Annotated in this window: 14 protein-coding genes; 9 read left to right on the plus strand and 5 right to left on the minus strand. The window is 67.1% G+C overall.

Annotated elements, in window-relative coordinates:
* Position 1 precedes the first annotated feature (1 nt).
* Positions 2-328: a zinc ribbon domain-containing protein YjdM gene (locus AB8619_RS07350; RefSeq protein ID WP_436795812.1), complete on the minus strand. Its 327-nt coding sequence runs from the start codon at positions 326-328 to the stop codon at positions 2-4.
* A gap of 101 nt (positions 329-429) precedes the next feature.
* On the opposite strand from AB8619_RS07350, the gene AB8619_RS07355 reads away from it, so the two are divergent.
* The 7 genes from AB8619_RS07355 to AB8619_RS07385 all read left to right on the plus strand — a co-directional run bounded on the left by AB8619_RS07355 (position 430) and on the right by AB8619_RS07385 (position 8,782).
* The gene (locus AB8619_RS07355; RefSeq protein WP_436795813.1) at positions 430-2,391 is read left to right on the plus strand and encodes an acyltransferase family protein; all 1,962 of its coding nucleotides are present in this window, start codon (positions 430-432) and stop codon (positions 2,389-2,391) included.
* Between the two features lie 78 nt (positions 2,392-2,469).
* Positions 2,470-2,670, plus strand: a complete 201-nt coding sequence (locus tag AB8619_RS07360) for a cold-shock protein (protein ID WP_436795814.1) — start codon at positions 2,470-2,472, stop codon at positions 2,668-2,670.
* 74 nt (positions 2,671-2,744) lie between these two features.
* Positions 2,745-2,954, plus strand: a complete 210-nt coding sequence (locus AB8619_RS07365; protein WP_436795815.1) for a hypothetical protein — start codon at positions 2,745-2,747, stop codon at positions 2,952-2,954.
* A 7-nt stretch (positions 2,955-2,961) separates the two neighbouring features.
* A complete protein-coding gene (locus AB8619_RS07370; RefSeq protein ID WP_436795816.1) occupies positions 2,962-4,515 on the plus strand; it encodes an SDR family NAD(P)-dependent oxidoreductase in 1,554 nt (517 codons plus the stop codon).
* Positions 4,516-4,560: 45 nt separating this feature from the next.
* Positions 4,561-5,133, plus strand: coding sequence for a TetR/AcrR family transcriptional regulator (locus AB8619_RS07375; protein WP_436795817.1), 573 nt, complete (start codon positions 4,561-4,563; stop codon positions 5,131-5,133).
* The gene (locus tag AB8619_RS07380) at positions 5,130-6,866 is read left to right on the plus strand and encodes an ABC transporter ATP-binding protein (RefSeq protein ID WP_436795818.1); all 1,737 of its coding nucleotides are present in this window, start codon (positions 5,130-5,132) and stop codon (positions 6,864-6,866) included. Before AB8619_RS07375 ends, AB8619_RS07380 begins: the two co-directional genes overlap by 4 nt.
* On the plus strand, positions 6,863-8,782 hold the full coding sequence (locus AB8619_RS07385; RefSeq protein ID WP_436795819.1) for an ABC transporter ATP-binding protein: 1,920 nt from the start codon (positions 6,863-6,865) through the stop codon (positions 8,780-8,782). Before AB8619_RS07380 ends, AB8619_RS07385 begins: the two co-directional genes overlap by 4 nt.
* Before the next feature lie 184 nt (positions 8,783-8,966).
* Here AB8619_RS07385 and AB8619_RS07390 read toward each other — a convergent pair whose 3' ends face one another.
* Together AB8619_RS07390 and AB8619_RS07395 are read right to left on the minus strand one after the other, a co-directional pair.
* Positions 8,967-10,790 carry a flavin-containing monooxygenase gene (locus AB8619_RS07390; protein ID WP_436795820.1) on the minus strand — a complete coding sequence of 608 codons (1,824 nt, stop codon included), beginning with the start codon at positions 10,788-10,790 and terminating at the stop codon, positions 8,967-8,969.
* A gap of 72 nt (positions 10,791-10,862) precedes the next feature.
* Positions 10,863-12,374 (minus strand): flavin-containing monooxygenase, encoded by a 1,512-nt coding sequence (locus AB8619_RS07395; protein ID WP_436795821.1) that lies wholly within the window; start codon positions 12,372-12,374, stop codon positions 10,863-10,865.
* A 142-nt stretch (positions 12,375-12,516) separates the two neighbouring features.
* On the opposite strand from AB8619_RS07395, the gene AB8619_RS07400 reads away from it, so the two are divergent.
* Positions 12,517-13,176, plus strand: a complete 660-nt coding sequence (locus tag AB8619_RS07400; RefSeq protein WP_436795822.1) for a LytR C-terminal domain-containing protein — start codon at positions 12,517-12,519, stop codon at positions 13,174-13,176.
* 10 nt (positions 13,177-13,186) lie between these two features.
* On the opposite strand, the gene AB8619_RS07405 is transcribed toward AB8619_RS07400, so the two are convergent.
* A complete protein-coding gene (locus AB8619_RS07405; protein ID WP_436795823.1) occupies positions 13,187-13,627 on the minus strand; it encodes a hypothetical protein in 441 nt (146 codons plus the stop codon).
* Positions 13,617-14,156 (minus strand): protein-tyrosine phosphatase family protein, encoded by a 540-nt coding sequence (locus AB8619_RS07410; RefSeq protein ID WP_436795824.1) that lies wholly within the window; start codon positions 14,154-14,156, stop codon positions 13,617-13,619. Before AB8619_RS07410 ends, AB8619_RS07405 begins: the two co-directional genes overlap by 11 nt.
* Positions 14,157-14,324: 168 nt before the next feature.
* On the opposite strand from AB8619_RS07410, the gene ehuB reads away from it, so the two are divergent.
* Complete coding sequence (gene ehuB, locus AB8619_RS07415) at positions 14,325-15,257, plus strand: ectoine/hydroxyectoine ABC transporter substrate-binding protein EhuB (RefSeq protein ID WP_436795825.1); 933 nt, start codon at positions 14,325-14,327, stop codon at positions 15,255-15,257.
* Positions 15,258-15,260: the final 3 nt, after the last annotated feature.

Here is a 15,260-nt window from a genome sequence, read left to right on the forward strand (position 1 = left end):
GTCACGCCTTCTTGACGAACTCGGCCTTCACCAGCAGCGAGCGGCCGTTCACCTTGGCGTCGATCTCATGGTCGCCGGCAACGAGCCGGATCGACTTGATCTTCGTGCCGATCTTGACGCCGCCGGTCTTGCCGTCGACCTTGAGGTCCTTGACCACCGTGACGGTGTCGCCCGTGGCCAACACGTTGCCGTTGGCGTCGAGGATCTCGCCCAGTTCGTCGGACGGTTCGGGCGTCCACTCGTGTCCGCAGGTGGCGCACTCGAAGCCGTCGGGGGCCTCGAGGAGGTCAGGCATGGTGCAGATGGGGCAGGTCTCGGTCGTGCTCACCCGCCCTGTGTAGCCGCGGCACCGGGGCCCAGTACGATTCTCCGACCGTTGCTGCGGCGGCGACCGACGACCACCACCGGACAGCGAGAAGCTGGGAACACGTGCCTGAACCGATCAAGAGCGGGCGTCGCTACATGCCGGGTCTGGACGGTCTGCGGGCGGTCGCGGTGCTCGCGGTCATCGTGTACCACCTCGGAATCGACGCGGTTCCCGGCGGCCTCCTCGGCGTCAGTGTCTTCTTCACGCTGTCCGGCTATCTGATCACCGACCTCCTGCTGACGCAGTTCGGGTCCGGGACGTTCACCCTCCGGTCGTTCTGGGTCGCCCGCTTCCGGCGACTCATGCCGGCGTTGTTCGTGCTCCTGGTCGTGGTGTCGGCCTGGGTGACCGTGGTCGGTCCACACCAGAGTTCCCAGTTCCGCACGGCTGCGGGGACGGCGGCCTTCTACGTGAACAACTGGTGGCTGGTGTTCCGCGAGGTCTCGTACTTCGCGCAGTTCGATGCCCCGGGTCCGCTCAACCACCTGTGGTCGTTGTCGGTCGAGGAGCAGTTCTACATCGTCTGGCCCCTGCTCCTGTTGGGTGCCGCAGGGATCGTGAACGAACGTCGACCGGGCCTCCTGCGCCCGCGGCTCGGTCTGGGGATCCTCGCGTTGGCTGCGGTGTCGGGTGTGCTGATGGTCGCGTTGTACGAGCCGGGCGCCGACCCCTCGCGCGTCTACTACGGCACCGACACCCGTGCGGCCGAACTGCTCGTCGGGGCGGCGCTCGCCACCGTGTGGCCGAGCCAGAAGCTCCGCGCTGCGGTCACCGAAGGCGCCCGATCGACGATCGACGCCGTCGGCGGTGCCGGGTTGCTGGTCATCGGCGCCATGTTCCTCCTGGCCGAGGAGTTCTCCCCGTTCCTGTACCGAGGTGGCTTCGTCGTCCTCGCCGTCGCCGTCGCTGCGACCGTCGCGTCGTTGGCCCATCCGGCGTCACGACTTGCACCGATCGTCGGCTGCGCACCAATGCGATGGGTCGGCACACGCTCGTACGGCATCTACCTGTGGCACTTCCCGATCATCGTCCTGACCACACCGTCCGGCGCGGCCGGCCCTGGTCTCGTGCGCGGCACCTTGCAGGTCGCAGCGACGCTCGGCGTCGCTGCGCTGTCGTGGCGCTTCGTCGAGGATCCGATCCGTCACGGTGCACTGGGACGTCTGTGGGAGCAGTGGAAGCGAGGCGAGCTCCGGCGCATGGCGGGATCATCGACCCGCCGCTCGGTGGCGTTCGGTGGGCTGCTCGCGATCCTCCTCCCGGCGCTCGCCGGCTTCGCCGGCGTGAACGTGGTCGACGGCGCGCCCGGGAACGAGGACCTCGCCGTCAGTGAGACGGTCACGGCCGAGCCCTCGGAGGACGCCGCCGAAGCGGCGCCGACCACCGCCGGAGCCGATCCCGACGCGCTGGGTCCGTGCACCTCGGTGGTCCACGTGGGCGGTTCGACGTCGCTCGGTCTGGTGTCGTCGGTCTACATCCCCGACGAGGACCAGCAGATCTCGGCCCAGTACGCACGCATCGGGGCCACGACGCAGCACTACGAGATCGCCGGAGGACGGGCGATCATCGAGTCGTACCGCGAGAACCCGGCAGCGCTCGACTCGGCGCAGAAGTGGCGCGACGCGGGCTACCGGGGGTGTTGGGTGTTCGCCCTCGGCACGATGGACGCGGCCAACGTCGGCATCGGTGCGCCCACGTCCTTGGCCGACCGCATCGACATGATGATGGAGATCGCCGACGGCGACCCGGTGCTCTGGGTCAACGTGAAGACCATCGCGACGACCGGGTCGTGGCGCTCCGAGGTCATGCCGCCGTGGAACGACGCGCTGATGGCGGCGTGCCCGAAGTATCCGAACATGCGGGTCTACGACTGGGCATCGGGGGTCCAGGACGACTGGTTCGACACCGACGGCATCCATCAGAACCCGGTTGGATACGTCGCCCGCGCCGAGCGGATCGCCGACGCGCTCGGCGCCGCGTACCCCGCTGGAGTCGTCACCGACGAATGCTTGATCGAGTTCTAGGTGTGAAGCGCCGGATGAGCGTCTAGCCTGTTCCGCAGAGTCGGCACAGGATCGGCTCATCACTGAAGAGAGATTGTTTTGGCAACAGGTACTGTGAAGTTCTTCAACGCAGAGAAGGGCTTCGGCTTCATCTCCCGCGAGGACGGCGACGACGTTTTCGTCCACTTCTCCAACATCGTCGGTGACGGCTACAAGTCGCTCGACGAAGGGCAGAGTGTCGAGTTCGACATCGGCCCTGGACGCAAGGGCGACGAAGCCCAGAACGTCCGCGCACTCTGATCCTCTGAGATCTCGAGAGCGAGCCGTCGGCATCCGTGCCGGCGGCTCGTTCCTTTTTCTCTGTTCCCTCGCAGGTGACCGCACCCACGGAAGACGACGGCGACTTCGATCCCGAGCGGCTCGCGGTGTGCGAGTACTGGCGTTGTGGCGACCTCTTCGAGCGTCGAACCGCCAACCAGATCTTCTGTCGAAAGGCCTGCCGCAGCCGGCAGCGAAAGTGGGAACGAGCCCAGGTCCGCAAGGAACGACGAGCCGCCGCGGTCGAGCGGCGCCGCAGGAGGTGAACAGTCGATGAGCAACAACGACGAGGACGACCTGCGCGCCCGCCTGCTCGAGACGACGGCGTTCCTCCAGCAGATCGCCCGATCGAAGGACGTGCTCTCGGATCTGAGCCCGGAGGAACGCGTGGCGCTGCTCAACGCGGCCGGTGACGTGTTCTGCGCCGACCCCGAGGAACGACGACTCCGCGTCAAGGCCAAGCGGAACAAGCGTCGGGCCGAGAAGCTCGCCCGTGACGAGGCGATCCTCGACTCGACCGGGATCCGCACCCTCCGGTCGAAGCCGGTGTTCACGACGCCCAACACGTTCCCGCCGGAGGACTTCGTCCAGGACGATGTCCAGGACGACGTCGAGTCGCCGGCGTTCCGCGAGACCAGCGATCCACAGCACTGCTACATCTGCAAGACGAAGTACCAGTCCGTGCACCACTTCTACGACCAGCTCTGCCCCGACTGCGGCGACGTCAACTTCGCCAAGCGTTCCGAGTTGGCAGACCTGTCGGGCATGGTCGCCCTGCTCACGGGCGGCCGGGTCAAGATCGGCTATCAGGCCGGGATCAAACTCCTGCGCTGTGGTGCCGACCTCATCGTGGTCACGCGGTTCCCCCGCGATGCCGCCGCTCGCTACGCGGCGGAACCGGACTTCGCCGAGTGGGGCGACCGTCTCGAGGTGTTCGGCCTCGACCTGCGACACACGCCGAGTGTCGAGGCGTTCTGCCAGCACGTCCTCGAGACCCGTGACCGCCTCGACTTCATCGTGAACAACGCCTGCCAGACCGTGCGGCGACCGCCGGACTTCTACCGCCACATGCTCGAGGGGGAGACGGCTGCGCTCGACGAACTGACACCCGAGGTGTTGGCGCTCGTGGGCGCGTACGAAGGGCTGCGTGGCTACCACCTGCTCCCGGGGGAGGAGCCGGCAGCGCTCCCGGCGCTCTCCGACGGCGGCGACCTCGCCGGGTTGACCCACGCGGCCGAGATGTCACAGACGCCGCTCCTGCCCGACGAACTCGAGGCCCAGGGCGATCTCTTCCCCCAGGGCCGCCTCGATCAAGACCTCCAGCAGGTCGATCTCCGCGACCGGAACTCCTGGCGACTGTTGCTGCACGAGGTCTCGTCGGTGGAGTTGCTCGAGACGCAGTTGGTCAACGCCATCGCTCCGTTCGTGCTCAACGCTCGCCTCAAGCCGCTGATGGAGCGCACCCCGGGCACGGGCAAGCACGTCGTCAACGTGTCAGCGGTCGAGGGGCAGTTCTATCGCCGGTTCAAGACGACGAAACACCCGCACACCAACATGGCGAAAGCGGCGCTGAACATGATGACGAGGACGTCGGCGACCGACTTCCACGCCTCGGGCATCCACATGAACAGCGTCGACACCGGGTGGGTCAGCGACGAGGATCCGATCGAGATCGCCGAGCAGAAGCAGGCCGAGCACCGGTTCCATCCGCCGCTCGACATCGTCGACGGCGCGGCCCGGATCGTCGACCCCATCATCGCCGGGCACAACACCGGCACCCATGTGTGGGGTCAGTTCCTCAAGGACTACGTGTCGACCGACTGGTGACACGGATGTGAGTGAGTGAGTGCTCACTCAGGTACGATCCGCGCCATGCCGAAGACTCTCCCGACGTCGACGCGGGCGTCGGCGCTACCGCCGGACGAACGTCGCGCCGCCATCATCGTGGCGACCAAGCCGCTGCTGTTCGAGCACGGCGAGATGGTCACCACCCGTCAGATCGCCACGGCCGCAGGGATCGCCGAGGGGACCATCTTCCGGGTGTTCGCCGACAAGGACGAGTTGCTGGCGGCGACGCTCGACGCAGTGCTCGACCTGACGGACTTCGAGGCCGGTGTCCGCTCCGTGGACCCCGAGCTCGCGTTCGAGGAGCGTCTCGTGATCGTCACCACCATGGTGCGTCAGCGGATCGTCGACGTGTGGCAGGTCGTGTCCAACCTCGGGCCCCGGCTCAAGGAACGGGCGAGCCGGCCGTTGGAGGACAGCGACGCGGTCGCCGAGGTCTTCGCGTCGTCGTCGGATCGGCTGACGGTTCCACCGCTCAAGGCAGCCCGTCTGCTCCACGCGCTGACGCTCGCAGCCACACACCCCATGATCGCTCCGGAGCCGATGGAACCGGAGGAGATCGTGGCGGTCCTCCTGCGTGGGATCGAGGTCGAACGATGAGCCTCCGCCGTCTCCTTCGTTCCCATCTGGGCCCCTACGGGAAGCTGCTGGCGCTCGTCGTCGTGCTCCAGGGCATCCAGACCGGCGCAGCGCTGATGCTGCCCGGGCTCAACGCCGACATCATCGACCAGGGCGTGATCGTCGGCGACAACGACTTCATCCGCCGTACGGGCGTGATCATGTTGGGCTTCACGCTCGTCCAGATCGTGTTCGCCGTCGCGGCGACGTGGTTCGGTGCCAAGGCAGCGATGAGCTTCGGGCGCGACGTCCGCGCCAGCCTGTTCAACCGCGTGCTCGACTACTCCGCTGAAGAGGTCGGGCACTTCGGTGCACCCTCGCTCATCACCCGCATCACGAACGATGTGCAGCAGGTGCAGATCATGGTGGTCACGGCCTGCACGATGATGGTCGCTGCGCCGCTGACGATGGTGATCGGCGTGATCCTCGCCGTGCGGGAGGACGCTGGCCTGTCGGTCGTGCTGTTGGTCAGCATGCCTGCGGCGGTGCTGATTCTCGGCAACGTCGTCCGCAAGATGGTGCCGGCGTTCCAGATGATGCAGGAGCGAGTCGATCGAGTGAACCAGGTTCTCCGCGAGCAGATCACCGGCATCCGGGTCGTGCGGGCCTTCGTCCGCGAGCCCGAGGAGCAAGCCCGCTTCGACGAGGCCAACGACGACCTCACCGCCACCGCACTGCGGACCGGACGACTGATGGCGGCGATGTTCCCGACCGTGATGTTCATCATCAACGCCTCGAGCATCCTCGTCCTCTGGGTCGGAGCCGATCGCATCGGCGCCGGCGACATGCAGCTGGGCGCGCTGATCGCCTATCTGAGCTATCTCATCCAGATCCTCATGGCGGTGGTCATGGCGACGTTCATGGTGTCGATGATCCCGCGAGCCGCCGTCGCCGCCGAGCGCATCCAGGAGGTGCTCGAGACCGAGACGAGCATCGGCCCGGCCCCCGATCCGGTCACCGCGGTCGAGTCCCACGGCTCGCTCGAGTTCCGCGACGTCGGCTTCCACTACCCGGGAGCCGATCACCCGGTCTTGTGCGAGGTCTCGTTCGAGGTGCGCGCCGGGGAGACCACGGCGATCATCGGAAGCACGGGGGCCGGAAAGACGACCCTCGTCAACTTGATCCCTCGCCTCTTCGACGCCACCGATGGTGTGGTGCTGGTCGACGGCGTCGACGTCCGCCAACTCGATCTCGATCTGTTGTGGAGCAAGGTCGGGTACGTGCCGCAGAAGCCCTACCTCTTCAGCGGCACCGTGGCGTCGAACCTGCGCTACGGCCGCCCCGACGCCACCGAGGACGAACTCTGGGAGGCGCTTCGCGTGGCCCAGGCCGAGGACTTCGTGCGGGCCATGCCCGAAGGGCTCGACAGCACCATCGAACAGGGGGGTGCCAACGTCTCCGGTGGTCAGCGTCAGCGGCTGTCGATCGCCCGAGCTCTGATCGTGCGGCCGGAGATCTACGTGTTCGACGACTCGTTCTCGGCCCTCGACCTCGCGACCGACGCTCGACTCCGTGCGGCGCTCGCGCCGCAGGTCGCCGAGGCCGCAGTCGTGATCGTCGCCCAGCGGGTGTCGACCATCGCCGGTGCCGATCAGATCCTCGTGCTCGAGGACGGTGAGGTGGTCGGCCGTGGACGGCACGACGCCCTCCTCGAGTCGTGTCCGACGTACGCCGAGATCGTGGCGTCGCAGATCGGTGAGGAGGCGGCGGCATGAGCGAGACCAACGGATCCGAGAACAAGAACGGTCACGTCACGACGGATGAGGATCGGGAGATCCTCGACGCCGGCGGCACCGCGGTCGAGCGTCGTCGCCAGGGTGGATTCGGTCCCGGGGGTGCGGTCGGGATGCCGGTCGAGAAGTCGGCCGACTTCGGCAGTGCGCTTCGACGTCTCTGGAAGCTGCTCTCGACCGAGCGGGTCCGGCTGGTGGCCGTGCTGGCGTTGACCTTCGTGAGTGTTGCGCTCGTGGTCGTCGGGCCGAAGCTCCTGGGGCAGGCGACCGACGTCATCTTCCGGGGCGTCATCGGGGGAGGAGGCATCGACTACGGCGATCTCCACCGCAAACTGCTGCTTGTCGCCGCGCTCTACCTGGCGTCGTGGGGTCTGTCGTACATGCAGGCCTACATCCTCGCCGGCGTGGTGCAGCGTTCGATGTACACGTTGCGCGATTCGGTCGAGCGGAAGCTGAACCGACTCCCGCTGCGGTATGTCGACGCGCAGCCTCGTGGCGACCTGTTGAGCCGGGTCACCAACGACATCGACAACCTGTCGCAGAGCCTCCAGCAGACCATCAGCCAGATCCTGGTGTCGACGCTCACGTTGATCGGCGTGGTCGTGATGATGCTGACCATCTCGCCGTGGCTCACGTTGGTCGCGCTGGTGACGGTGCCGCTGTCGATCGTCGCCATGAAGAAGATCGGGGGTCGCGCCCGGCCCAAGTACATGGCGCAGTGGGGGCACACCGGTGCACTGAACTCGCAGGTCGAGGAGGCATTCACCGGGCATGCGATCGTGAAGAGCTTCGGTCGCCGTCGTGAGGTGGCCGCCGAGTTCGAGAAGACGAACGAGAAGCTCTACGAAGCCAGCTTCGGCGCGCAGTTCATGGTGAGTCTGATCCAGCCGGCGATGATCTTCCTGGGCAACGTCCAGTACGCGTTGATCGCCGTCGTCGGCGGTCTCCGGATCTCGAGCGGAGCGATCACCGTCGGCGACATGCAGGCGTTCATCCAGTACGCCCGGCAGTTCTCCCAGCCACTGACACACCTGGCGTCGATGGCCACGGTCTTCCAGTCGGGCATCGCCTCGCTCGAGCGCGTCCTCGAGTTCCTCGACGCCGACGAGCAGACCGTCGAGCAGGCCGACACGGTCGACCCGCCGGCGGTCCGCGGGCGCATCGTCTTCGACGACGTCCACTTCTCGTACAACCCCGACACGACCCTCATCGAGGGACTGACGGTCACCGCCGAGCCGGGCCAGACGGTGGCCATCGTCGGTCCGACCGGCGCGGGGAAGACGACGCTCGTGAACCTGATCATGCGGTTCTACGACCTCGACGGCGGCTCGATCAGTCTCGACGGTCGTGACATCTCCTCGTTCCCGCGACGTGAGCTGCGGTCCAAGGTGGGGATGGTCCTCCAGGACACCTGGCTCTTCGGGGGGACGATCCGCGAGAACATCGCCTACGGGAATCCCACCGCGACCGAGGCCCAGATCCACGAGGCGGCCGAGGTCACCTACGTCGACCGCTTCGTCCACAACCTGCCCGACGGGTACGACACGGTCATGAACGACGAGGGCGACAACATCAGCTCGGGCGAGAAGCAGCTGATCACCATCGCCCGTGCGTTCCTCGCCGATCCGTCGATCCTCATCCTCGACGAGGCCACGAGCTCGGTCGACACCCGTACCGAGGTCCTCATCCAGGAGGCGATGAACGCCCTTCGCGCCAATCGCACGAGCTTCGTGATCGCCCACCGGTTGTCCACCATCCGCGGGGCCGACGTGATCCTGGTCATGGAGGACGGACGCATCGTCGAGCAGGGCAACCACGACGACCTCCTCGCCCACGAGGGCCCGTACTCGCGGCTCTACAACGCCCAGTTCGCCGGCGCCGCCGTCGAGATCACGTGACGTCCCCACCCCCTCGCCACCGCCTCGCCACGCCCCCAACCACCTCGCTTCTGGTGAACAGTCGACACCATGGGGTGTCGTGGTCGTTCACCAGAACGAACGGCCTGAGATTCTGGTGAACAGTCGGCACCATGGGGTGTCGTGGTCGTTCACCAGAACGGTGGGAATGGGGGAGCGGTGGGGGTCAGCGGAAGGTGAGGCCTTCGAAGTCGCCGGAGTTGCGCCAGCGGTCGATGTACTGGAAGTACGCGACCGGTCCCTCGGGGTAGCCGGCCATGTTCAGGGTCGCCGCGGTTCCGGCGGGCTGGCCCTCGTTGTTGTAGTAGCCGGGGGTGCAGTCGGGGTTGCCGCCGAACATCCGGGGGTTGGCGAGGAGATGATCGATCCAGGCGTCCTCGGCGTCGGCGGTCACCTCGACCTCGTCGGCTCCCTGGGCCTCGGCGTGACGCACGATCGCGGCGATGGTCTTGCCCGCCTCGAGCAGGTTGTGCGGCACGTTGGAGATGAGGTTGGCGCCCTGGCTCGGGCTGACCACGAACAGGTTCGGGAACCCGGCGACATGGATGCCGTGCATCGATCGCATGCCGTCGGCCCAGTAGCCGCCGATCGTCCGTCCGTCGCGTCCCGTGACGTCGTAGCCCGAGCGGCGCACGTACGACGTGCCGACCTCGAACCCCGACGCGTAGATCAGACAGTCGAGTTCGTACTCGGTGTCGCCGACGACGACGCCGCGCTCGGTGATCCGGTCGACGCCCTTGCCGTCGGTGTCGACGAGGTGCACGTTGGGGTTGTTGTATGCGTCGAGGTACGCGTCGTGGAAGCACGGGCGCTTGCAGAGCTGGCGGTACCAGGGCTTGAGGGCCTCGGCGGTGTCGGGGTCGGCAACGATCTCGTCGACACGCGCCCGGATCTCCTCCATCTTCTCGTCGTCGCTCTCGTTGAACGCTCGGAGCATGGTCTCGGCCGTGAACTCCTCGGCACCCAACTCGAGGACCTTGTCGCGGATGCGCTTGGCGATGTCGGTCCACCCGTCCATCACCAGGTCTTCCTCGGCGAACCCGCCCGTCTGGAGCGTGGTGAAGTTCATCAACCACTTCTCCTGCCATCCGGGTTCGAAGACCTCGTTCTCGAACCAGTCCGGATCGGTCGGTCGGTTGTTGCGGATGTCGATCGACGACGGCGTGCGCTGAAAGACGTGGAGCGATCCGCATGCTCGGGCGAGGTGCGGGATGCACTGCACCGACGTGGCGCCGGTGCCGATGATGCCGACGCGCTTGTCGGCCAGGCTCGTCATCGGGGCGCCGGCGGGGTCGCCGCCCGTGTACCCATAGTCCCAGCGGCTGGTGTGGAAGCTGTGTCCGGCGTACGTCTCGATACCGGGGATACCGGGGAGCTTGGGGCGGTGGAGCGGTCCCGTGCCCATGCACACGTACTTGGCCCGCATCCGGTCGCCGCGGTTGGTCTCGATGATCCAGCGGGACGAGTCGTCGTCCCAGCGGACGTCGGTCACCTCGGTCGAGAAGACGGCGTTGTCGTAGAGGTCGAAGTGCTTGCCGATGCGTTGGCAGTGCTCGAGGATCTCGGGAGCGTGTGCGTACTTCTCGGTCGGCATGTGCCCGGTCTCCTCGAGGAGGGGCATGTAGACGAACGAGGTCGTGTCGCACTGGGCGCCGGGATAGCGGTTCCAGTACCAGGTGCCCCCGAAGTCGCCGCCCTTCTCGATGATGCGGACGTCGTCGACTCCGGCCTCCTTGAGGCGAGCACCGGTCACGAGGCCGGCGAATCCTCCGCCGATGAACGCAACCGTGACCTCGTCGGTGAGCGGTTCCCGGGGCGTGACCGGGACGTAGGGATCGTCGAGATAGTGGGCGAAGGCGCCGACCGGTTCGACGTACTGCTCGTTGCCGTCTTCGCGCAGGCGCTTGTCTCGCTCCGCGCGGTAGCGCGCGTGGATCGCGTCGCGGTCCAGGCGCGCGTCACCCGTTCCAGGATCCCCCGTGATCGTCATGCGGACGACGAAACCACAGACTTGACCCGCGGGTCAAGATTCCTCCAGCGTGCCGTGCGTCACCCCTGCGGGTCAGACCTTTGCCGGCTCGTCGGCAGGAACGGGGTTCGTGAACTGCATGGCTTCGTCGCGGATGTCGCTGCGCTTGAGCGCCCGGTAGTCCGCGAGATAGCTCTGCTTGACCTGCCACGGGAACCGCGATCCCTGCTTCGGGAACTTGTCCATGGAGCGGGTGACGTAGCCCGACGACAGGCCGAGCAGCGGCGCCGCCGTCACCGAGGCATCGTGGTTCTCGGGGGTGCACTGGCGCAGTCCCGTCGAGTGCATGTGGTCGAGGAGGCGGGTCACGTACTGGCAGGTGAGATCGCACTTCAGGGTCCACGATGCGTTCGTGTACCCGATGGCGATCGCCAGGTTGGGAACGTCCTCGAGCATCATCCCCTTGTAGGTGAGCTTGTTCGGCAGGTCGAGCGGTTCGCCGTCGACGCTCGCCTCGATGCCACCGAGGAACAGCAACTCGAGCCCGGTCGCCGTGACCACCACGTCGGCGGGGAGTTCGGCGCCGGACTGCAGGCGGATGCCGTCGGCGGTGAAGGTCTCGATCTGGTCGGTGACGACCGATGCGTCACCGCGCTTGATGGCCTTGAAGAGATCACCGTCGGGCACGAGGCACAGACGCTGGTCCCAGGGGTCGTACTTGGGCTTGAAGTGGACGTCGACCTCGTAGCCCTTGGGGAGCTGCGCCTTGACCAGCGCTCGGATCGCCTTGCGGGCGACGCTGGGGTGGCGCTGGCTCAGTCGGTACGAGCCCTGCGTCATCAGTGCGTTGAGCCACTTCACGACGGGTCCGGAGAATCGCTTCGGCAGCACCTTGCGGAGCGCGTTCACGAGAGGGTTCTTCGCCGGCAGCGCCATGATGTAGGTGGGAGAGCGCTGGAGCATCGTGACGTGTTCTGCCTCGTCGGACATCGACGGGATCAGGGTCACGGCCGTTGCACCGCTGCCGATCACGACGACTCGCTTGTCGGCGTAGTCGAGGTCGTCGGGCCACTGCTGTGGGTGGACGACGGTGCCGCCGAAGTCGGACAGGCCGGGGAAGTCGGGCTGGTACCCCTGGTCGTAGCGGTAGTAGCCCGAGCACGAGAAGAGGAAGCCACAGGTGAGGTGGACCTCCTCGGTCGTGCCGGTGTCGACGTCGGTCCGTTCTGCGGTGATGTTCCAGCGAGCGTCGGGCGTCGACCAGTCGGCGCGGGTGATCCGGTGGTTGAAGCGGATGTGGCGATCGATCCCCTCCACCGCGGCGGTCTCGCGGATGTAGTCGAGGATGGCGGCGCCGTCGGCGATCGACTCGTCCCGATCCCAAGGACGGAACGAGTAGCCGAGGGTGTACATGTCCGAGTCGGACCGCACGCCGGGATAGCGGAAGAGATCCCACGTACCGCCGATGGCGTCTCGGGCCTCGAAGATCGCGTACGACGCCCACGGGCAGTCGGCCTGGAGGTAGTGACCTGCGCCGATGCCGGACAAGCCGGCGCCGACGATCAACACGTCGAGATGCTCGACGTCGGAAGCGTTGACGGACATGGTGTGACTCCTCAGCAGTGGTGGCTTTGCGCCCAGCGATGTGCCGGGAATTACCCTACGTGGCGTAGATCATCGAGGTGAAGTCCACCGCGAACCGTTGCTGTCCACGGATGGACGGTACGGAGATGGCAGGATCTCGAAAGTGCCCGAGATTCCAGCAGACCCCGGGGCGCCGCGCCGCCGAGATCGGAGCGCCGACGGCGAGCCGTGGGACGACGGTGTGTGGGTCGACGTCGATGCCGCCGGACACTGGCATCCGACGTTCGAGCAGCGGTCCCGGTCGATGGTGGTGTTCGCGGTGCTCGTCGGCGTGCTGCTCCTCGCCGCGGCGTTCGCGTCCATCGACGACGGTGATGGTGACGACGACGTCGCTGCGCGGGCGAGTACGACCACTGCGACCTCGGTGGCGACCACCACCACGACGACCGAGCCGCCCAGCGAGTCGTCGGTCGGTGGCGAGGCGCCGCCACCGGGATGCGAGGACGACGCACGGGGTGCCGCCGCCATGCGAGACCGTTCGGACTCGACGGTCCTGGTGCTCAACGGTTCGCCAAAGACCGGGCACGCCGGGGCCAACACCGACGCGCTCGAGGACCTGGGCTACGCCACGATGGAGCCGGCGAACGCAACCATCCGCCCGGTCACGACCGTCGAGTACGCCACTGGCTACTGCGCCGAGGCCGTGCGGCTGGTGTCCGATCTCGGGGTCGACGGAGCGGTCCACCAGCCGATCCCCGACGACAGCGACGTCTTCCTCGGCCGTGCCGTCTTGCTCCTGACGCTCGGTCGCGACTCGCTCTGACATCGGCCGGTCAGCCCGTCCGCCGAGGCGGGCGCGTCTCCCGGGGGACCTCGAGGGCGGCGAGCATCTGGAACGCTCGGCCGGCGAGAGCATCGACGGCTTCGGTCGGCACCTCGTGGGCCGATCGGTCGTTCGCCCATCCGACGAGCAGGTCGGCGAGTTCGTCGAGCACCGCAGCGACTCGCAGCAGGTCGACCACGCCGGGGCCGCCGTCGTCGTCGGCGGCGATCTCGCGCACCGGAGACGAGTCCAGGCTCCGTCGGAACGGGTGCAGTGCGGCGTCGGTTCGCCGGATGAGTTCGAGCACCGCGCTGGCGGCGACGGGGGCACGCTGCGCGTACCGGACCAAGGCGGAGCGCAGCGACCAGTCACCGACGCGGGCACGCTCGGCGTAGTCGGCAAGACACGCTCCCTCGGCGGTGTCGAGGGACAGGATGTCGTCAGCGTCCATCGGCGAGCATCTGCAACAGATCGGACTGAGCACCGGCTTCGGGTCCGCCCATCGGCCGACACGAGGCGACGGTGTGGATCGCCCGGTCGAGGTCGACGCCACGCCGGATGAGCACGGCTGCCGCGATCGTGCCCGCGCGACCGATGCCAGCCCCGCAGTGCACGAGCACCTTGTGACCGAGGTCGAGGCGTCGCAGGATCTCGTCGACGAGGTGTTCGGTCTCCTCGAGAGTGGGGGCGTGGAGGTCGGGGATCGGATGCCAGATGGCGTGATCGCCGGCGTTCGCCAGCCACTCGATGTAGGTCGGGTAGCGCTCGACGAGCTCGTGCTGCTGGCTGAGGCACACCACGGTGTCGACGCCGAGGCTGTCGATCGTCGCCACGGGATCCGGTCCGATGAGGTGCTTGCCGCAGAGCCACATCGTCCCCGAGGTCGAAGGAACGGGCACCCGGTCGATCCCGCCGTCGACGGATCGTCCCGTGCGCCACGCCGAGGGGGTGACGGGTGGGTCTTCGGTCGACTCGTTCATCGCGATCCACCGTATCGCCGCGCCAGAGGTGCTAGATGTGGAGGTACCCCCCATCTGGCCGTCTCGCCAAGTGCGAGTTCGGTGCAGCGTTGTCGATCGGGAATCGGTCGGACGCGGTACAGGTCATCTCGGGCGGGCGATCCACAACCGAGACCCGGAGTACAGACCATGTCTGCCCCTGCACTGTCCAAACGGCGCATCCCGTTGTTGCGCCTGGTCGCGCTCTTCGCCGCGTTCGGCCTCCTCGTCGCGGCCTGCGGCGACGACGATTCGAACGCCGACGGAGACGGGAGCTCTCCGTCCGGAGCGGCGACCGCCGATGGCCTGCTGGGCGAGCTCCAGTCGGCAGGGACCATCAAGGTCGGGATCGCCAACGAGGTCCCCTACGGCTTCGAGGACGAGGACGGCAACGTGACGGGCGAAGCGCCCGAGGTCGCTCGAGCGGTCTTCGCGGAACTCGGCGTGGAGGACATCGAGGCCACCGTCGTCGACTTCGGTTCGCTGATCTCCGGACTCCAGGCCGGGCAGTTCGACATGATCGCAGCCGGGATGTACATCAACGCCGACCGGGCCGAGCAGATCCTGTTCTCCGACCCGGACTACTGCGTCGGCGAGGCGTTCGCCGTCCCCGAAGGGAATCCGGAAGGGCTGACCGACTTCGAGTCCGTCGTCGACAACGGCTCGGTGAAGATCGCGATCCTCGAGGGTGCGGTCGAGATCGGTTATGCCGACGCTGCCGGCGTCCCCGACAGCCAGGTCGAGGTGTTCGCCGACGTCAACGCGCAGTACGACGCGCTCGAAGCGGGCCGTGTCGACGCCGTCACCGGCACGTACCTCACCGTCAAGCAGCAGACCGACGTCCTCGACGGCTTCGAGACCACCGAGTCGTTCGTACCCCTCGACGAGAACGGCGACGAGGTACTCGGCTGCGGTGGCTTCGGCTTCCGCATGGAGGACCAGGACCTCCGCGATGCGTTCAACGACAAGCTGAACGAGTTGCAGGAGGGTGACCGACTCGTCGAGATCATCACCGGGTTCGGGTTCGCCGAGGAAGACGTCCTCCTCGCCCAGGACCTCACGGTCGAGGACCTGACCAGCTGATCC

It is taken from the genome of Actinospongiicola halichondriae (assembly GCF_049103745.1).
Taxonomy (GTDB): Bacteria; Actinomycetota; Acidimicrobiia; order Acidimicrobiales; family Salinilacustritrichaceae; genus Salinilacustrithrix; species Salinilacustrithrix halichondriae.